Source organism: Caballeronia udeis (assembly GCF_001544555.2).
Classification (GTDB): Bacteria; Pseudomonadota; Gammaproteobacteria; order Burkholderiales; family Burkholderiaceae; genus Caballeronia; species Caballeronia udeis.
Genome location: NZ_FCOK02000042.1, coordinates 41,521 through 59,496, shown reverse-complemented (window position 1 = coordinate 59,496; position 17,976 = coordinate 41,521). Strand labels below are relative to the sequence as shown.

Here is a 17,976-nt window from a genome sequence, read left to right as displayed (position 1 = left end):
GAGATAGGGCTGATATTGGAGAGAGGTTGTCCGCGGATAGCGCGGGGCGGCCATGGGCAGCCGTTTGCTGCATGCCTTTATTGAGATGAACGCACGGAAAAGTGCGTTAGGGTTTCGCGTTTGCCGTTAAAAATCAGGAGACAAACGGGATGTGCGTGGAACTTTTCAACTACGGACGTTACCGATACATGCTGTGTGATCCGAGTGATTTGTCGCCCCGTGAGCGCTACGAAACCGAGCTTGATGCACTCGCCGCAGGGGCGAAACTGTTTGCGGATCGGAACGAGAGACATTGGGCGTCTCAACCTGAAGTCGTGGCCCGGATTCGAACATTCATCAAAGAATCAATTCCGTGGCATCTATCGGGAATGTGGGAAGATAATCCGCGTGAAGTCGTGACGTGCTTATGTCGCTGCGTGCTCGACGGGTCGGTCGTGATTCTTCGAGCCGAACCCGCTTACATTGCGCATAGTGGCTTCGTTCCAATGCGCCAATACGATGACGCGGCGTATGAAAAGGACATTGCCGAACGTGCCAGCAGCTACGCGGCCCGGTCGAAAGCGCACCGGGACGATTTTAAAGCGTATAACCAGGCGATTGATGAGCGCGCCGCGCGAGCAGCGAGCGCGCTAAAACCGTTCCGTCATATCGAAACAATGGCCGAAGCGGGCGCGCGAACCCGTGCCGCACGGGCAACAAGTGGCGGGTTGGCGGTGTTTGCGTCGTCTGTCGGAGCGGTCGTTTCCGCTGTGGCGTCGTCGCTTCCATCGTTCAACGACGCGGCAGAGGACGAAGGCGTTCCAAACCTTGGCGACGTGACCGAGCTTCGCGCGGGGAGCACGCCGTTAGGCGATGCCGCGCCGTTTGAGTACGTGAAGAGCGCGGCCGGTGATGATGTATTGTCTATTGCGGCGCGTGGCGTCAGCGAAGCGCAAGAAGCCGATTGCCACGCAATGTATGAATTCGAGTTGGAACAGTGCCGATTTGCAGGCGCAATTTATCGAGACCCGCGCACCTTGGCGCTATGCAAGCAACGCGCATTTTCCAATTTTCAATCGTGTCGAGGTTACTAGATGTTTTTTCAATATCTCCTTACCAAATATGACCCGGCCACAAAGACGGTTCGTCAGTTTTGGGTATCAGAAAATGCGCTCGATGGCATAGCCAATGCGCAGCAACGGGCGTTTATGGAAATACCCGTAGACGATCAAAACCCGTTGGATGATGAAGCCGCGCGGCGCGTCGGCGGAACTATCTTGATGTCGCTTGTGTCGCAATTTCCCGAGTTGCGCCCGCTCGCCTTGATTACGGACGGACAAGGAAACAAGATAATGGACTTGACGGATGGTGGAAAGAAATCGCCTTTTGGCGAGTAGTCGGTCGTAGCCAGTGGCCCGCGCCCTTGCGGGCCTTCCTTCGTCAGTAGCCCCAGGGCGGGGCTTATGCGGCTTCGCTAGCGCTATCGTCGTTCGCGGCGTGCTTCTCACATCGGCGTTCCCACTCTTGCGCACTGCGTACCGTAGTCAACCCTTGCGCAACCCAGCGTTAACTCAGACCGCTACCCCCAAAACCACCAGCCCCCCCAATCCCATCCACCGGCGCGAGCGAAACCTACGACACCACTACCCGCTGCGCCTTCAGCTTGTCGCCACGCGGTTCGCGAATCCATATCAACGAACAAAGCGCACCCAGCACCGCGACGGCCCCTGCAAGTACAAACGCACTGCCATACGCACCATGAGTCGCTTGCACGATGAAGCCGGTCACCGCCGGCCCGATCACCCCGGCGAGGTTAGCCAGCAGATGCACAAAACCACCCACGCCCCCTACGTTCTCGCGCCGGACGGTGTCCTGGATCACGGCCCAATAGACTGCGCCCGTGACATAGAGGAAGAAGATCGAGACCGACATCAACGCGACCGCCCCCTCCATGCTTTCAACCCGACCGGCAAATCCGACACATACCGCTGCTACCCCGAGGCAGACCGATAAAACGATCCGCCGCGCGAGCAACGGCTTACCTGTAATCCGCAAAATCATGTCGGTGACAAAACCACCCGCGGCAAGGCCGATACTGCCAAGCACCCAGGGAATCACGGTCGCAATGCTCATGTCATGAAGCGACATGTGGTGCGCTTCGGTCAGGTACGTGGGGAACCATGACAGGAAGAAGAACAACACATAGTTGTAGGCAAAAAAGGCGAACGCCGTCGCGAGGATAATCGGCTGCTTCAGGTAAAACTTCAGCCCGACCTTCTCGCCTTCAGGCGCATGCTCCATCGACGAAGCCTGCTGCTGGCCGGCGACAATCAACGCAAGCTCCTCGGGTTTCACGCGCTTGTCCTGCTGCGGCTGTTCAGTCGTGGTCAAGGTCCACGCCACGAGCCATAGCAGACCGAGCAGCATGATGGCGACGAACGCCCAGCGCCAGCCAAAGCGAATTGCCATGTAGCCGACCACCGGCCCCGCAAGCGCGCCGCCCAGCGGTGTACCCGAACTGATCACACCAATGGCGCTCGCCACTTCGCGGCGCGGAAACCAGTTGTTGACCATCTTGCTGTTCGACGAACTGAACGGACCCTCTCCCATGCCGAACAGAACCCGTAACACGATCAACGAAACCAGGCTGCTTGCCAGTGCGGTCGCTCCGCAGAATATCGACCAGATGCCCATCGACGCGCCGAACACTTTCTTTGCGCCGACCTTGTCCGACAGCACGCCGCCAACAAAATTGAACAGCGCATAGCCGATGAAAAAGCTGCTGAACACAATGCCCATCTGCGCATGCGAAAAATCGAGATCCTTCTGGATCAACGGGGCCGCGATCGACAGCGCAGCGCGGTCAAGATAGTTGATCACGCCGGCGAGAAACAGCAAACCGACCACGAACCAGCGCTGGCTTCTGAACATGAATGTCTCCTGGAATACGCCTCTTTGTGATCGGGCGCTCGGGCAATGCGGTAATAGGGATTCAGTCGAACTGCAGATGCACCTTCACCGACTGGTTGCGGTCATGCGCCACTTCGAACGCATGGTTTGCGTCCGCGAGCGGAAAGACATGCGTCATCAACGGACTCAGATCGATCTTTCCGGTGGCGATTTCTTCGGCGGCGACCGCGTATTCATCGGTGAAACGGAACGATCCCTGATAACGCAATTCCTTCGCCATCACGAGATTCGCCGCGACCGGCGACTGCCCCGCCGGCAGGTTGCCCACCTGGATCACGGTGGCCCCCGCACGCGCGGCCCGAAGCGCAGTATCGAGCCCGGCAGGACTGCCGGATGCTTCGATCACGACGTCGAAGGTGCCGCGCGACTGGGACCATGCTTCGACCTGTGCCTGATCGGTGGCAAGCACGGTCTGGTCGGCGCCCAGCGTGGCGGCCATCTGCAATGCTTTGTCCGCGAGATCGAGCGCAACGAGACGGTGCGCCCCTGAACGCCGGGCGACCGATAGCAAAATGCAGCCGATAGGTCCGCACCCGATCACCAGTACCTGGGCGCCGACCAGCGATCCCGCGTGCCTCAGCGCGTGCAATGCAACGGCGAGCGGCTCCGCCATCGACGCTTGTGCGAAGTCGAGTGCATCAGGCACAGGCACGCATTGACGTGCGGCAACTGCAATGTATTGGCGGAACATGCCCTGCATGTGCGGGAACGTCGAGGCGCTGCCCATGAAGCGCATGTTCAGGCAATGATTGGTCATGCCCTTCACGCAAAACCGGCACTCGCCGCAGTTCAGACCCGGGTTCACGGCAACACGCTGGCCAACGCGCAAGCCACTTACGCCCTCGCCTAGCGCGGCGATTTCACCCGCGACTTCATGACCGAGCACGAACGGCTCGCGGACCGCGAAATCGCCGCTCTTGCCCTTGAAGTAATACGACAGGTCCGACCCGCAGATACCGCCTGCGCGCACGCGAATCTGAACCTGACCCGGCTGTGGTTGAGGCGCATCGACTTCGTCGATACGCAGGCGTTTCGGTTCGTGAAGGACGGCTGCAAGCATGAGAGGCTCCGTTGAATAGTGTGCGTGCCGCGGCACCAAGCGTGGCTAGCGGCGCGCCGCGAAAACAGGGGATGACCGCGCTTCGCGGGCAGATGTAGCGAGTGACGGCGTACCCCAGTCGTGAAGATCGCCGCCGCGACGCAAAGGCGCGGTTTCAGGCAAAAGATAAATACACAGCGTGGAAACAATGCCCAGCGCAATCACGTAGACGATCAGTCCAACGGAGCTGCCGCCCGTCATCTGAAGCATCTTCACCGCGACAAGTCCAAGTACGCCGCTGCCGATCAGCGAGCCGATCTGCCAGATCAACGCGATGCCGCTGCAACGCACCCGCGCCGGAAAGAGTTCGGGAAAGAGCGACGCCTGCGGCGCATAGCAAAGACTATGGCCGACCGTGATCGCGAGAATCATCGCCGTCTGGATCGCAAAACGGCTGCCGCTATCCACAGCATGAAACAGTGGCACGACCAGCAGGACCTGCAGCAGGCTGCCTGCAATAAACGTGGCGCGGCGGCCGATCCGGTCCGACAGCGCGCCGGCCAGCGGGATCGCTATCAGTTCGAGCGTGACCGCGACGATGATCGTCTGCAGCAGCAGGCTCTCACTGACACCGTGCACGCGTCCGTAGGCCAGCACGATCATCGTGTACATCGCGAACGTACAGGCCTCGATCAGTTTCGCCCCGACACCCTTCACGATCGTGGGGCCGAATTGCCGGACGACTTCAACGACCGGCCGCGACTCGACCGCCTGCGTCTTGCGAATCTCCGCGAAGACCGGCGACTCCTCCGTGCGCAACCGGATATACAAACCCACCACGACCAATACGATGCTGCCGAGGAACGGCAGCCGCCAGCCCCAGTCGAGCAGTTGCTCATGCGTAAGCGTTGCGGTGAGGATGGCGAAGATGCCCGCCGGAATCAGGAATCCGGCGGGTGCGCCGAGCTGGACGAGGCTCGCGAAGAAACCCCGCTTTGGTGGCGGCGCATATTCGGCTGTCAGCAGCACGGCGCCCGCTTGTTCTCCGCCAACACCGAAACCTTGCAGCACACGAATCAGGATCAGTGCAGCCGGCGCCCAGATGCCGATCTGCGAATAGTCAGGCAGCAGGCCAATCAGGAACGTACCCAGGCCCACAATCAGTATGGTGACAATCAGCGCCTTCTTGCGGCCAATGCGATCGCCAAAATGCCCGAATACAATGCCGCCCAGCGGTCGCGCGATAAAGCCTACTGCATAGGTTGCGAACGCGGCGAGCGTCCCGATCAACGGGTCGCTGCTGGGGAAAAACTTCGCGCCGAACACGAGCACTGCAGCCGTGCCATAGACGAAAAAATCGTAGTACTCGGCAGCGGTGCCGATCGTCGATGCAAAGGCGACGCGGCGTAACATCGCGCTGTTGTTCTGATCTGCCATTGCCTGTCTCCTGATTTTTCTACCGGGCGTTTCTGCCGGGCGGTTCTATCAAACGCCGCCGCTCACCAGTTCCAGAGCGTGCCGTCTTCGAGCCGTGCAACCGGCAGGTAAGCCGGATCGTAGGGATAACGCGCTGCGAGTTCTTCGTCGATATCCACGCCATGACCAGGTGCTTCGCCGGGATGCATCGTGCCCCGGTCGAAGGTCCATGCATGCGGGAAAACATCCAGCGCTTCCTTCGGAAAACCCATGTATTCCTGCACGCCGAAGTTCGGCACCCACAAGTCGAAATGCAGCGCCGCGCCCATGCAGACCGGCGACAAATCGGACGGGCCGTGGCAACCCGTGCGAACCTGGTAAAGCGAGGCAAAATCCGCGATGCGCTTCAGGTGCGTAATGCCGCCCGCATGCGTGAGCGTGGCGCGAATGTAGTCGATCAACTGCTCTTCAATCAGTTGCTTGCAATCCCAGATGCTGTTGAATACCTCGCCCACCGCGATCGGCGTCACCGTGTGCTGCCGAATCAGCCGGAAACCGGCCTGATTCTCAGCAGGTGTGGGGTCTTCCATCCAGAACAAACGATATGGCTCGATGGATTTACCCAGCCGTGCTGCTTCTATTGGTGTGAGACGGTGATGCACGTCGTGCAGCAGATGGGTATCGAATCCGAACTTGTCGCGTACCGCTTCGAAGAGCTTGGGCACGAAGTCGAGATACTTTTCCGACGACCAGGTCTGCTCTTCCGCCGCACCTTTGGTGGCTGGCTCATACATGCCCGTTCCCTTCGATACGCCATACACCGAGCGCATGTTCGGCACACCGCATTGAATGCGGATAGCCTGGTACCCCTCCTCCACGTGCTCCGCATAGCGGTCGAGAGCTTCAGGAATGTCACGTCCGGTCGCATGCCCGTAGACCATGACGCTCTCACGCGACGCGCCGCCCAGCAGCTTGTACAAGGGAAGGTTCGCGACCTTGCCGAGAATGTCCCACAGCGCCATGTCCACCGCGGCGATGGCAGTCATGGTCACCGGGCCGCGACGCCAGTAAGCGCCCTTGTATAAAAACTGCCAGATGTCCTCAATGCGCCCCGGGTCGCGGCCGATCAGCAGCGGACACACGTGATCCTTCAGATACGAAGCCACGGCCAGTTCGCGGCCATTGAGGGTGGCGTCGCCAATGCCATATACCCCTTCGTCGGTCACCACTTTCAACGTGACGAAATTGCGTCCCGGACAACTGACGATGACATCGGCGCGGACGATTTTCATGGGGATTTCCTTGAGGTGCGATCAATGGAATTGATGCTACCATACAAGTAGACTTAATCGTCAACCAAGGGTTTTCCCGCTCCAGGCTACCTAAAATGACCGATGAATCCGTGCTTTGCCTCAAAACGCTCCCATCAATCGAGGATCATCTGCTGGCGCCAGAGTGGCGCGAACCGCACCTTGGCATCGTTCATTTGGGCATCGGAAATTTTCACCGGGCGCACGAAGCGGTTTATACGGAAGAGGCCATGCTGGCCGTTGGCGGCGACTGGGCAATCTGCGGCGTCACGCTGCAGGGTGACGTGACCAAGCGCGATGCGTTGATGGCGCAGGATGGCTTGTATAGCGTTGTGGAACGCGGGCCGCAGGGCGTGAAGACGACTGTGATTCGCGCGCTGCGTGAAGTGCTCGCGCTACCGTATGACCGCGCGCGGCTGTTCGACCTGCTCGCCGCCCCTCACGTGCGGATCGTCTCGCTGACGGTCACTGAAAAGGGCTATTGCCGCAACACGAAGACGGGCGACGTCGACCTCGGTCATCCCGGCATTGCACATGATCTGGAGCATCCGGGCGAGCCCGGCACGGTACCGGGCATCCTCGTCGCAGCATTGAAAACAAGGCGCGATGCCGGCATGGCGCCATTCACCGTACTTTCTTGCGACAACCTTTCGCACAACGGCGCGGCATTGCGCCAGGTGGTCTGCTCTCATGCCCGGGTGCTTGATGAAGCGCTGGCAACCTGGATCGACCTCGAAGTCGCGTTCCCGTCGACGATGGTGGATCGCATCGTTCCCGCAACTACGGACGCCGACCGTGATGCCGCAGCCGTTGCGCTTGGGCTTCGCGACGAGGTGCCGGTTCCGTGCGAGCCGTTTCGTCAATGGGTGATCGAAGACCGCTTTCCTGCCGGACGTCCCTCATGGGAACAGGTGGGCGCGCAACTCGTGGATGACGTCATGCCGTTCGAACTCGCCAAGTTGCGCATGCTGAACGGCACCCATTCGACACTCGCTTACTTGTCGATGCTGGCGGGGTTCGCAACCATCGATGAAGCAATTTCCTTCGCACCACTGCGTGCACTGATCCATTCGATGATGACGCACGAGATAGCACCGACCTTGAGCGTGCCGGCATCGTTCGACCTGATGGCATATCGCGACGCGTTGCTCGAACGCTATGCGAACCCGGCGCTGAAACACCGCTGCGCGCAGATTGCCATGGATGGCAGCCAGAAGATTCCGCCGCGCCTTCTCGCGACCATTGCGGCGCGCCTGGAGCGCGGCCAGCCAATCTCGAGACTCGCGCTTGGCGTAGCAGCGTGGTTCGTTTTCTTGCGCGGACGTGCCGACGACGGCACCACTTTCGTTATCAGCGATCCGCTGGCCTCGCGGTTGACCGCGCTTGCGACAAACGTGGGAAACGTGGGAGACGCGAGAAACGCGCCGGAAAGCCTTGTCGATGCGCTGCTCGGTTGCCGCGATGTCTTTAGAGCCGAACTTGCCTCGAACGAGATGTTCCGGCACGCGCTGATTGAAGCGGTCACGCAGTTGAAAGCCGGGGCAAGAGCAGCGATCGAGAACGCGAGTCTGCGGGCCACGGAGATCAACTCTGCGTCAAGACACAACCTCTGAAGCACGAGGAACGCCAACGGTTACCGCCTTGCGCCAGCGCACTGTCGCCAGCATGGATGCCACCACAATCAACCCGCCGCCGACCCATGCAACAAGCGATATCTTCTCACCCAGCCAAAACCAGGCAAACAACGCGCCGAACGCTGGTTCGCTCCCCATCAGCAAGGCAACGCGGGTTGGACTGCTGCGCTTGATCGCGTAGTTCTGCGCGAAGAATGCAAACAGCGTGCACGCAAAAACCAGATAAAACACGCCGGCCCAAAACGGCATGTGCCCGGCAAACGACGGCACGTGCTGCCACTGCTGCGGCGCGAATACGAGCGCCACAGCCGCACTGCCAAACGCGACCACACCCGACTGCACGGCCGTCACTGACAAAGGCGGCAGCGTAGAGTCACGCAACACTCGTTTCGTCACACAGACATTCAGCGCACGCAGCAAGGCCGCCAGCAGGATCAGCGCATCGCCTGGATTTAGCACGACCGCTCCGTCTCCGGCAAGCAACCATGCCCCCAACAGCGATAGCGCCACCGCCGCCCATTCAATCCTCCCGGGCCTGCGCTTGAGCATCATCCACTCGACCAGCGGCGTCAGCACCACGCACAGGCTGATCAGGAACGCCGCATTGGAGGCGCGCGTCAGCAGCACCCCAAAGGTTTCGCTTAAGAAAATGCCCAGCAGCAGCACGCCTGCAATGAATACGCCGCGCAAGGTACGCACGTCGGCATGACGCAAACTGCGCAACGCAGGCGACAACATGACAAACGTAATGCCGAATCGCAGCGTCAGCAGACCCAGCACCGGATAGAACACGAGCGCGCTCTTTACGATTCCATAACTGGTGCCCCAGACCACCGCGACCACCAGCAGCATCAGGTCGGACAATAAGAGCAGGCGGTCTTGCTTGGACATATTCGGACCTCGGGAGATAAGTCCGTATTGTCGAGCGTTGCGCGTGCAGCGATAATCGGGTCCATGCGCAAAGCCTTTATGTCGCAGATGCATTAATCCTGCGCCCCACTCGCAACGGCCCGATGAATCCAACAGAACTCTTTGCGTTGCTGCCCGACATGGCCGTATTCGCCCGCGTTGTCGATGCCGGCAACTTTTCCGTGGCCGCACGCCAGCTCGGCAGCACACCCTCAACGGTCAGCCGCCAGATCAAACGTCTTGAGGAAGCGCTCGCCACGCGGCTGCTCGAACGGTCCACGCGCAAGGTGAAGGTGACCGCATCGGGCGAGCAGGTGGTGCGCTTTTGCCGGGACATCGTGAGCGCCGCGTCGGGCGCCGTGGATGCAGCCGGTTCGCTGGTCGGCCGGCCGCAGGGGAAGGTCAGCGTGAGCGCGCCGACAGCCTTCGCGAAAACGGTGATTCATCCGCTGGTCCCGGGTTTTTTGCGCATGTATGAGGAGGTCGATCTCCAGTTGCTATACGCGGACCATGAGGTCGATCCGCTCGAGAACGATCTCGATCTCGTGATCCGGCTGACGAATCATCCGCCACCCGGTCTCGCGGGACGGCGGCTCGGTTCGGTACGCTGGGTGCTGTGTGCGTCGCCAGAATATCTGCGTGCACGCGGTACGCCCACGCACCCGCGCGATCTTGCGCAGCATGACTGCCTCTATCTGGGTGAAACCGCCGACGACAACCGCTGGCGGTTTCGGCGCGGCACTCAGACACAGACCGTAGAGGTGAGCGGGCGATATATAGCGAATCATGCGGGCGCGCGACTCGAAGCGGCGCAGCAGGATTTCGGCATTGCGAGCCTGCCGGAATTCACCGCAATGGGAGCGTTGGAGAGCGGCGAACTCGTGCAAGTGCTCGCCGACTGGGACCTCGAAGCGCTGGCCTATGTAGGCTCGGTGTGGTTGCTGTATCCGCCTAATCGCTTCCTGCCGCCCAAGGTGCGGGCATTGATCGATTATCTGGTCGAGCATATACACGAGCGCAAGTGACATCTGCCTGGGGCCCTGCCGTCTCAAGACAGCGTGACCCTGCTAAAAAGTGAGCCGCCCGAACAATTCATCGAACGGGACCATCACATGCTCGCGGAACGCCGGGCGAAGCTGAAGCCGTTCATACCAGGCCTGCACATTTGGAACGTCAGGACGCTTGATATCCAGTTCGAAATAACGATAAAGGTTGGAGCCTGCCGCGATATCGCCGAGGCTCAGATCGTCTCCCGCAATAAAGGGCCGCTCGGCCAGCACCCGGTCGAGCAACTGGAAATACTGCGCGCAACGACCCAGGTTCTCTTCAATGCTCTTCGCATTGCGTAAAGCCTCCGGCGTCCGGTAAAAGGCCCAGAACACCCCCGTCAGGAAGGCTGGCTGCAAGGTGCTCTGGGACCAGTCCATCCAGCGGTCCACCTGCGACCGCTGACCCGCGTCGTCACTCCAGAAACGCGGGCTGCCATAACGCGCCGCCAGGTATCGCAAGATGCTGTGCGACTCCCACACAATCGTACCGTCGCTGTCTTTAATGACCGGCACACGCCCGTGCGGATTCATGGCCAGGAACCCGGCGCTCTGCGTCAGGCCGAAGCTCCCCCCAGCGGGAATATGCTCATGCGGTAAATCAAGCTCGCCGATCAGCCACATGACCTTCTGAACGTTGGACGAATTGCGCCGCCCCCAAACCTGAAGCATGAAATGTCCCCTTAAGTCTGATGCCGTTGACCCTGGCTATTCATTCGTCGCCAGTTCCCTGACCGGCGGCCGGAATAGGACCGGCCGCCAAGTCGCTAAGCCGCTAAGAAGCTAAGCGACTAGCGCGATCGCAATAGAGAAATATCAGCGATGCAATTTCTTAGCCACTCGACCCACTTGAATAGCGGTCTGCGTGCAACAGCATACGCGCTTGTCAACGAAATCTCCGCCGCTATGTTGGCGTCGGTGCTTAGCCAGATGCGCTCTCCTCGCGTCAAGCGAAGTACGTCACCCGTTTGCAGCCAGTGGTCGTAGGGCGAGAAAATGCGCGTAACCCAGACCCTTGCCGTTCCCACGCGCAACTCGGAGTCCGACTGCACGCGCCATGAGGCGGTCTGGCCCGGCTGCAGAACAAAACGAACGACCATCTCCGGCAACAGTGCATGCGCTGAAGCCGAGGTTTCATGCGCCGCTCGAAAAACAAACCGATCGTTTGATCCAACCATCATCTTCTCCGTCAATTAAACCGAAAGACGGAGGCACCACAAAAAAAAGGCCCAACCGTTTTTCGGTAGGGCCTGGTGTTTGCGCATATTTAGCTATTTCTAATGCAAACACGTCCCCGATGAAGCACCCCACAGGGCGTTCATTCGTTTAATTACCACTACGGACGTGAGCTTCAGCATGGTATTGAGTTTCAGATATCGCTTAACGCTTGTCAACAAATTTCGGCCACGTTCCCATTGAAGTGCAATAACAGATTGCGCTCCTAAGTACCCTGGACGCACCTAAGACTCGCTAGCCATTGGCTTGCGGCGGTAAGTTGAATTGCCCTCGCATACAATCGTAGCGACTGGATCAACTCGCTTGAACTCGCCCGGGCGCGCTTGGCAAATTCTTGCGATTCATTACATGGCTGGTATTACATGGCTAGTTGAGTCACCGATATGCACACACTCGCTTCTCCTTGAGAAGCCGGAAGGGAGCGGTATGGAGATTAAATGGATCGAGGACTTTGTTGCTCTTGCCCAGTACCAAAGTTTCTCGCGTGCCGCTGAGGTTCGCAATGTCACGCAGTCTGGTTTCAGCCGGCGTATCCAGGCGCTCGACATGGGCACGGTGGCAAGCGGTGTGTACCGGCGCGCAAGGCTTGCGGCAGGTCCTGCCCGGTCCGGCGCTGCAGAACAGGGTGATGAACGCGATCTATGGCGAGGCAGGGGTGAAGGCGGGTTTCGTCAGCGGACAGTGTATGGACGATATCTGCGCAGCGCTGGAGGGCCTGGCCGAGGAAGGAATCGACGTTGTGATCCTCGGGTGTACAGAGTTGCCGTTGCTGCTTCCCGGCGCTCAATGGCTAAGTGCTGGCGGACGGGCGATCACGTTAGTGGATCCAGCGGATATTCTTGCGAAACGCTGCGTTGCGTATGCCATGGGAGCGGTAGAACCGGAGGTTGAATCAGGAGCACCACACTTAGACGACGCCCTGTACTAAGCCTTGATCTCTGCACGCAGAAATTCGATCAATGCCTGCTGGACCGCATTAAGCGCGCCGCCCGAGCTCACCAATGCAAGCTCGGTTGGCGGCAAGTCCGGCAACCCCGTGCAGATGCGGTGCTCGGGAAGCAGGGCGGTGGTGGGCAAGACCGACACCCCGAGCCCCGATGAAACAGCCGCCTGGATGCCGGTCAGGCTATGACTGCCGAAAGCCACGCGCCAGCGCCGGCGCGCTTTGTCCAGGCCGCGGATGGCACGCTGCCTGTACACACACCCTTGTGGAAACAAAGCTAGCGGGATCGGTTCGTCCGTCAGTTCAACGCCTTCTCCTTTTACCCACACCAGCGACTCGGGCCACGACGCCAGGCACTCTCCGCTACCCGGCTCGCGCTTGAGCAGCGCAATCTCGACCTCGCCCGCCGCCAGCTTGCGCTGGAGATCGACGCTCATGCCGCTTACTGTTTCAAGCCGCACGCCGGGTTTCATTTTCACAAAGCCCGACAGCATGGCCGACATGCGCCGCGCGTCGAAATCCTCAGGTACGCCAATGCGTACCGGTTCGAGCGCTACGTCGCTGGTCAACGCGTCCTGCGCCTCCCTCGACAACGCAAGCAGCCGCCGCGCATAGTGCGCGAGCAACTCTCCATGCTCCGTCGCGCTCACGTGATTACCAGTCCGGTCACGCAGCAGCAGCGTACGTCCGACCGCTGCCTCAAGCTTGCGGATCTGCTGGCTCACGGTCGACTGGGTCCGATGCACGCGTTCGCCGGCACGCGTAAAGCTGCCTTCGTCGACCACGCAAACCAGGGTGTTCAACAACTCGAGATCTAGCATGAGCGACCGCCGCGTTATTTGAATTTCGATTGACCTTTAGAGTTTAATTTAATTTCCAAATATCGATCAACCCATCTACGCTTGCGGCATCAATTGAGCTCAGTCACTCATTTACGTCACTTCACCAGGCGAACAAACCATGGCTCTTAGCGCGCTTGAACGCACCCGCCGACCGCAGTGGCTCACCTTCGACTGCTACGGCACGCTGATCCAGTGGGACGAAGGATTGCAAGCAGCCGTCCGGGGCATCCTGTCCGCCAAGCAAACGGAGGCTGTCGATCCGGCCCGGTTTATCAGCATCTATGACCGGCATGAACATGCGCTTGAGCAAACATCGCCGCATCGGTCGTTCCGTAGCGTAACCGCGGATGCGTTACGTCTTGCACTCAATGAGCTAGGCTTGCAAAGCGACGCAGACGACGCCCGCGCTCTGACAGACAGCATCTCCGCCATGCCGCCCTTTCCCGAAGTGACTGGTGCTTTGAAGCAGCTTAAGGAGGCGGGTTATCGTTTGTGTATCGTGTCGAATACGGATGATGAGATCATCGCCGGGAATGTTGCGCAACTTGGCGGGTTGATCGATCGTGTCGTCACGGCGCAGCAGGCCGGTGCGTACAAACCATCGCGGAAAATATTCGATTATGCTTTTGACTCGCTTGGCGTGACCAGGGACGAGGTTGTCCATATTTGCGCCAGCCCGCATCTCGATCATGCGGCCGCTCGCGAGGTCGGCTTTCGCTGCGTGTGGATCGATCGTGGTACCGGCCGCGCGGTGCTGCCGGATTACACTCCCGATGCTACGCCTGCAACGCTCAATCAGGTACCCGTGCTATTCAACAGACTCGGCTGGTAAATTTTCAAGGTAATCAATCATCATGGCTCACTCGCTTTCAGTCGCTGGCGCCCCCGCTCTCTCGCATATCGCAAGGCTCGATTCCGACGCCGTCATGCAGGCGCGTCTGGAGCTTGCCGCGTGCTTCCAGCTTGCGGCGCAACGGGGTTACGAGGAAGGCGTCTGCAATCATTTCTCGGCTGTCGTGCCCGGGCACGACGACCTGTTTCTCGTCAATCCCTATGGTTATGCATTTAGCGAGATCACTGCGTCACGCCTGCTCGTATGCGATTTCGAGGGGCACTTGATAGCCGGTGAAGGTCAGCCGGAAGCCACTGCGTTTTATATCCACGCCCGTTTGCATCGATCGAAACCGCGGGTGAAGGCCGCTTTCCACACGCATATGCCGAACGCAACGGCCTTGTGCCTGATCGAAGGCCCCCCTCTGTTGTGGCTTGGGCAAACGGCGCTGAAGTTCTATGGCCGCACTGCCGTTGATGAGAATTACAACGGCCTGGCCCTGGATGAGTCGGAGGGAGATCGTATTGCTGAAGCAATGGGCGACGCCGACATCCTGTTCCTGAAGAACCACGGCGTGATGGTGGCGGGCGCCAGCATCGCGGAGGCCTGGGACGACCTCTATTATCTTGAGCGCGCCGCGGAGGTTCAGCTCAAGGCCATGAGCAGCAACCAGCCGCTCAAGCCCGTACCGCACGAAGTCGCACAGCGCACGTATGAACAAATGCGCTTGGGCGATGCAGAAAGCGCCCGCGCGCACCTGAACAGCTCGATTCGAATATTGCGTAACCAGCGAAACGGGTTCGAGCAATAAGCTTAAGCGTGAACATGCGCTTAGCCGGTAGCGGCAACGCGTTGCCGCTACCGGGCCGCCAGGTCACAACCATCGCTCGGGCCATCGCCGGCCGCGCACGACGTTATTGAACAACAATGCAATAACCAGCAGCAGGCAAACACCGCTCAGCACCGGGGCAAAAAAGAACCCCACCGAAGCATTGCCGCTAAGCATGATCACCAGCGGATCAGCGCCCGCAGGAGGGTGCACGCATCGCGCAAGCTGCATCAAACCAATGGCAAGCCCAACGGACAGCGCCATTTGCCATATCCCCGGACCAGCAAACCAATACACCGCCAAACCCACCGCAGTGGAAAGCAGATGCCCGAATACAAGGTTGCGAGGCTGAGCGAATGCACTATCGGGCGCGCCAAATAACAGGACGCTCGACGCACCGAATGGCGCGATCACCAAGGGGCTGCTCGTCAGGTGCCCGAGCAGGGAGATCACACCAATCGCCAGAAAACCACCTAAGAAACCGAATGCCGCTTGTTTAAACGGCGCCAGAGGAACTGCGGGCGCCGCGCGGGCGATCTGTTCGTTCATCTTATTTAGAGCCCATGGAAATGCGCACGCCGACCCTCAACAACCGGGCCAGCGTGCCCACGGCGTTATGCCTTCTTGAAGCGGGCCGCCTCTTCGGAGCCCGTCGTCGCATTGCCCGCGCTGTATGAGTGCGCGCCCACTCCGGCGAGGCGTCCGCCATCGACGATCAGGTACTCTTCGCGAATGGGTTGCTTCGCGAACCAGCACTCGAGAATCTCGCGTGTGCCAGCGGCGTAACGCGCCTGAGCGGAGAGCGTGGTGCCTGACGTGTGCGGCGTCATGCCCTGATGCGGCATGGTGCGCCACGGATGATCGCTCGGGGCCGGTTGCGGGAACCACACATCGCCTGCATAGCCCGCCAGTTGACCTGATTCCAGCGCACGCACCACGGCGTCGCGATCCACGATCTTCCCGCGTGCGGTGTTGATGATGTAAGCACCGCGCTTCATTTTGCTGATCATCTTCTCGTCGAAAAGATGCTCCGTTTCCGGGTGCAACGGACAGTTGATCGTCACGATATCGCAGACACGCGCCATCGATTCAGCAGTCGGATGCCAGGTGGCGCCAAGCTCGCGCTCGACCTGTTCCGGCAGACGATGCCGGTCCGTATAGTGAAGCTTGACGTCGAAGGGTTTGAGGCGGCGCAGCACCGCCGCGCCAATGCGCCCCGCCGCCACGGTACCCACGTTCATCCCTTCGAGATCGTATGCGCGCGAAACGCAATCCGCGATATTCCAGCCGCCCTTCTTGACCCACTCATGCGACGGCAGATAATTCCGGACCTGCGACAGGATCATCATGACGACATGCTCCGCCACGCTGATGCTGTTGCAAAAAGTCACTTCGGCTACGGTGATACCGCGATTGATCGCCGCCTGCAAATCAACGTGATCCGAGCCAATGCCTGCTGTCAGCGCGAGCTTGAGCTTTGGGGCGCGGGCAATCCGCTCGGCGGTCAGGTACGCCGGCCAGAACGGCTGCGAAATGACGATCTCGGCGTCTTCCAGTTCACGCTCGAACGTGGAGTTGGGGCCGTCCTTGTCGGACGTCACAACCAGCGTATGTCCCTGCGATTCGAGGAACTTGCGCAAGCCCAGTTCGCCGGATACGCTGCCCAGCAACTCGCCCGGCTTGAAGTCGATTGCCTTCGGTGTCGGGGCGCTTTGTCCGTCGTGATACTTCGTGATGGCGGGAATGTCGTCCCGGGCGTACTTCTTCGGCATACCGTCGACGGGGTCGTCATATAAAACGCATAAAACCTTGGCCATGACTGTCTCACTCCACTCTGATTTGGATAACACCGGCGCCGATATCCCGGCACCGCCTTGGTCGGAACGTGGGGCTGGCACGTCGACGCAAACCAGTGTCGCGAAGTACTGGCGGAGGGTCCAATCGTTTGGATGGATCAGGTGATAAGCGCTTCTTATGAAGACGGACAACCGTATGCGAAAGGCTGCTGGCCTGGAGCCTTAAACGGTCGCCGCGCCCTGCGATGCGTGGGCCGCCTCGGGCAGCAATGCGTCGAACTCCCCTTGCAGATCGAGCTGCTCGGCTGCTTTCCACATGGCGGCAACCAGGGGCGGCAGCGCATTGCGATTGCGCGCAATAAGGCCAATGCGGCGGGTCAACTCCGGCAATAAGAGCGACGCACGCACGCCGCTGCCAGCAGGCAACACGCTAAGCAGGCTATGCGGAAACACGCTGAACAACCCGGCATGCTGAACGTGCGCATAGAGAGATAAAAGGGAGTCAGTTTCGAGAACCACGGTGGGCTGCACGCCCTCGCGTCGAAACGCTGCGTTGATCACTTGCCGGTTCTGCATGGTGGCGGTCAGGAGACCCAGCGGCAACCCACCCAAGCCGCTCCACTGCGCCGTGCCTGTGTCGAACCTGTCGTCAGCACTGGTGGGAGACAAGAGCAGATAGCGTTCGAAATAAAGCGGCAATACGCTGAATCCCGCCTGCACCTGATCGTCGAGATACGTCAGGCCGACATCCAGTTCGTACTCGTCCAGCTGCCGCAGGATTGCATCTGAACTGAGCGAGCGGACCTCATAGCGCATATGCGGATGCTCGCGCATGCACGGTGCAAGCATGCGGGTGGTCACCGGCATGATGGTCGGAATTGCGCCTATGCGAAGCGTCCCGATCAGGCGGACCTGCGCAGCGGACGCATCGTGGCGCATGTTCTGCAGCGACGCGAGCGTTTGCCTCGCCCAGCCAAGCACACGCTCACCGTCTTCCGTAAAGCCCACGAAGCGCCGCGTCCGCTCGACAATGACCAGCCCAAGTTCGGCTTCAAGCGTGCGGATAGCCGACGACAACGCAGGCTGGGAGACATGACAGGCTTCAGCCGCTCGCGCGAAATGTTTTTCGCGTGCCAACGTGACGAGATACTCGAGTTGCCGAATGAACATTGCGTCCCTTGTGAGCTTTCCTTCG

18 protein-coding genes and 1 pseudogene are annotated in these 17,976 nt (G+C 59.8%); 8 read left to right on the top strand and 11 right to left on the bottom strand.

Features of this window, described 5'->3' with window-relative positions:
- Positions 1 to 149: 149 nt before the first annotated feature.
- Both AWB69_RS26280 and AWB69_RS26275 read left to right on the top strand, forming a co-directional pair.
- Positions 150 to 1,073: a hypothetical protein gene (locus tag AWB69_RS26280; RefSeq protein ID WP_062089753.1), complete on the top strand. Its 924-nt coding sequence runs from the start codon at positions 150 to 152 to the stop codon at positions 1,071 to 1,073.
- On the top strand, positions 1,074 to 1,376 hold the full coding sequence (locus AWB69_RS26275) for a hypothetical protein (RefSeq protein ID WP_062089752.1): 303 nt from the start codon (positions 1,074 to 1,076) through the stop codon (positions 1,374 to 1,376).
- Positions 1,377 to 1,611: 235 nt separating this feature from the next.
- Here the strand turns inward: AWB69_RS26275 and AWB69_RS26270 are convergent, their stop codons facing one another.
- From AWB69_RS26270 to manD, 4 genes are all read right to left on the bottom strand, one after another.
- Positions 1,612 to 2,910 (bottom strand): MFS transporter, encoded by a 1,299-nt coding sequence (locus AWB69_RS26270; RefSeq protein ID WP_062089751.1) that lies wholly within the window; start codon positions 2,908 to 2,910, stop codon positions 1,612 to 1,614.
- A 61-nt stretch (positions 2,911 to 2,971) separates the two neighbouring features.
- Positions 2,972 to 4,009: an L-idonate 5-dehydrogenase gene (locus tag AWB69_RS26265; protein ID WP_062089750.1), complete on the bottom strand. Its 1,038-nt coding sequence runs from the start codon at positions 4,007 to 4,009 to the stop codon at positions 2,972 to 2,974.
- 45 nt (positions 4,010 to 4,054) lie between these two features.
- Positions 4,055 to 5,425, bottom strand: coding sequence for an MFS transporter (locus AWB69_RS26260; RefSeq protein ID WP_062089749.1), 1,371 nt, complete (start codon positions 5,423 to 5,425; stop codon positions 4,055 to 4,057).
- 62 nt (positions 5,426 to 5,487) lie between these two features.
- On the bottom strand, positions 5,488 to 6,696 hold the full coding sequence (gene manD / locus AWB69_RS26255; protein ID WP_062089748.1) for a D-mannonate dehydratase ManD: 1,209 nt from the start codon (positions 6,694 to 6,696) through the stop codon (positions 5,488 to 5,490).
- A 95-nt stretch (positions 6,697 to 6,791) separates the two neighbouring features.
- Here manD and AWB69_RS26250 point away from each other — a divergent pair, with 95 nt between their 5' ends.
- Positions 6,792 to 8,327 carry a mannitol dehydrogenase family protein gene (locus tag AWB69_RS26250; RefSeq protein WP_062089747.1) on the top strand — a complete coding sequence of 512 codons (1,536 nt, stop codon included), beginning with the start codon at positions 6,792 to 6,794 and terminating at the stop codon, positions 8,325 to 8,327.
- Here the strand turns inward: AWB69_RS26250 and AWB69_RS26245 are convergent.
- Positions 8,310 to 9,239: a DMT family transporter gene (locus AWB69_RS26245; RefSeq protein ID WP_062089746.1), complete on the bottom strand. Its 930-nt coding sequence runs from the start codon at positions 9,237 to 9,239 to the stop codon at positions 8,310 to 8,312. The genes AWB69_RS26250 and AWB69_RS26245 overlap by 18 nt on opposite strands.
- 122 nt (positions 9,240 to 9,361) lie before the next feature.
- Here AWB69_RS26245 and AWB69_RS26240 point away from each other — a divergent pair, with 122 nt between their 5' ends.
- Positions 9,362 to 10,282 (top strand): LysR family transcriptional regulator, encoded by a 921-nt coding sequence (locus AWB69_RS26240; protein WP_062089745.1) that lies wholly within the window; start codon positions 9,362 to 9,364, stop codon positions 10,280 to 10,282.
- A gap of 42 nt (positions 10,283 to 10,324) precedes the next feature.
- On the opposite strand, the gene AWB69_RS26235 is transcribed toward AWB69_RS26240, so the two are convergent.
- Positions 10,325 to 10,975, bottom strand: coding sequence for a glutathione S-transferase family protein (locus AWB69_RS26235; RefSeq protein ID WP_062089744.1), 651 nt, complete (start codon positions 10,973 to 10,975; stop codon positions 10,325 to 10,327).
- Positions 10,976 to 11,094: 119 nt separating this feature from the next.
- Positions 11,095 to 11,481, bottom strand: a complete 387-nt coding sequence (locus AWB69_RS26230; protein ID WP_062089743.1) for a DUF2917 domain-containing protein — start codon at positions 11,479 to 11,481, stop codon at positions 11,095 to 11,097.
- A 484-nt stretch (positions 11,482 to 11,965) separates the two neighbouring features.
- On the opposite strand from AWB69_RS26230, the pseudogene AWB69_RS46035 reads away from it, so the two are divergent.
- Both AWB69_RS46035 and AWB69_RS48795 read left to right on the top strand, forming a co-directional pair.
- Positions 11,966 to 12,085 (top strand): annotated as a pseudogene (locus AWB69_RS46035) (LysR family transcriptional regulator); the annotation flags it as partial.
- Entirely contained in the window at positions 12,042 to 12,467 is a 426-nt protein-coding gene (locus AWB69_RS48795; RefSeq protein WP_197500328.1) for an aspartate/glutamate racemase family protein, read from the top strand. The pseudogene AWB69_RS46035 and the gene AWB69_RS48795, both read left to right, overlap by 44 nt.
- Here the strand turns inward: AWB69_RS48795 and AWB69_RS26220 are convergent.
- Complete coding sequence (locus AWB69_RS26220; protein WP_062089741.1) at positions 12,464 to 13,303, bottom strand: LysR substrate-binding domain-containing protein; 840 nt, start codon at positions 13,301 to 13,303, stop codon at positions 12,464 to 12,466. The two genes, AWB69_RS48795 and AWB69_RS26220, sit on opposite strands and share 4 nt — an antisense overlap.
- A gap of 139 nt (positions 13,304 to 13,442) precedes the next feature.
- On the opposite strand from AWB69_RS26220, the gene AWB69_RS26215 reads away from it, so the two are divergent.
- Together AWB69_RS26215 and AWB69_RS26210 are read left to right on the top strand one after the other, a co-directional pair.
- Positions 13,443 to 14,156 (top strand): haloacid dehalogenase type II, encoded by a 714-nt coding sequence (locus tag AWB69_RS26215; protein ID WP_062089740.1) that lies wholly within the window; start codon positions 13,443 to 13,445, stop codon positions 14,154 to 14,156.
- 22 nt (positions 14,157 to 14,178) lie between these two features.
- Positions 14,179 to 14,967, top strand: coding sequence for an aldolase (locus tag AWB69_RS26210; RefSeq protein ID WP_062089739.1), 789 nt, complete (start codon positions 14,179 to 14,181; stop codon positions 14,965 to 14,967).
- Positions 14,968 to 15,030: 63 nt separating this feature from the next.
- Here the strand turns inward: AWB69_RS26210 and AWB69_RS26205 are convergent, their stop codons facing one another.
- From AWB69_RS26205 to AWB69_RS26195, 3 genes are all read right to left on the bottom strand, one after another.
- On the bottom strand, positions 15,031 to 15,534 hold the full coding sequence (locus tag AWB69_RS26205; protein WP_062089738.1) for an HPP family protein: 504 nt from the start codon (positions 15,532 to 15,534) through the stop codon (positions 15,031 to 15,033).
- A 65-nt stretch (positions 15,535 to 15,599) separates the two neighbouring features.
- Complete coding sequence (locus AWB69_RS26200) at positions 15,600 to 16,802, bottom strand: NAD-dependent formate dehydrogenase (RefSeq protein WP_062089737.1); 1,203 nt, start codon at positions 16,800 to 16,802, stop codon at positions 15,600 to 15,602.
- Positions 16,803 to 17,003: 201 nt separating this feature from the next.
- Positions 17,004 to 17,951 carry a LysR family transcriptional regulator gene (locus tag AWB69_RS26195; RefSeq protein ID WP_062089736.1) on the bottom strand — a complete coding sequence of 316 codons (948 nt, stop codon included), beginning with the start codon at positions 17,949 to 17,951 and terminating at the stop codon, positions 17,004 to 17,006.
- Between the last annotated feature and the right edge of the window lie 25 nt (positions 17,952 to 17,976).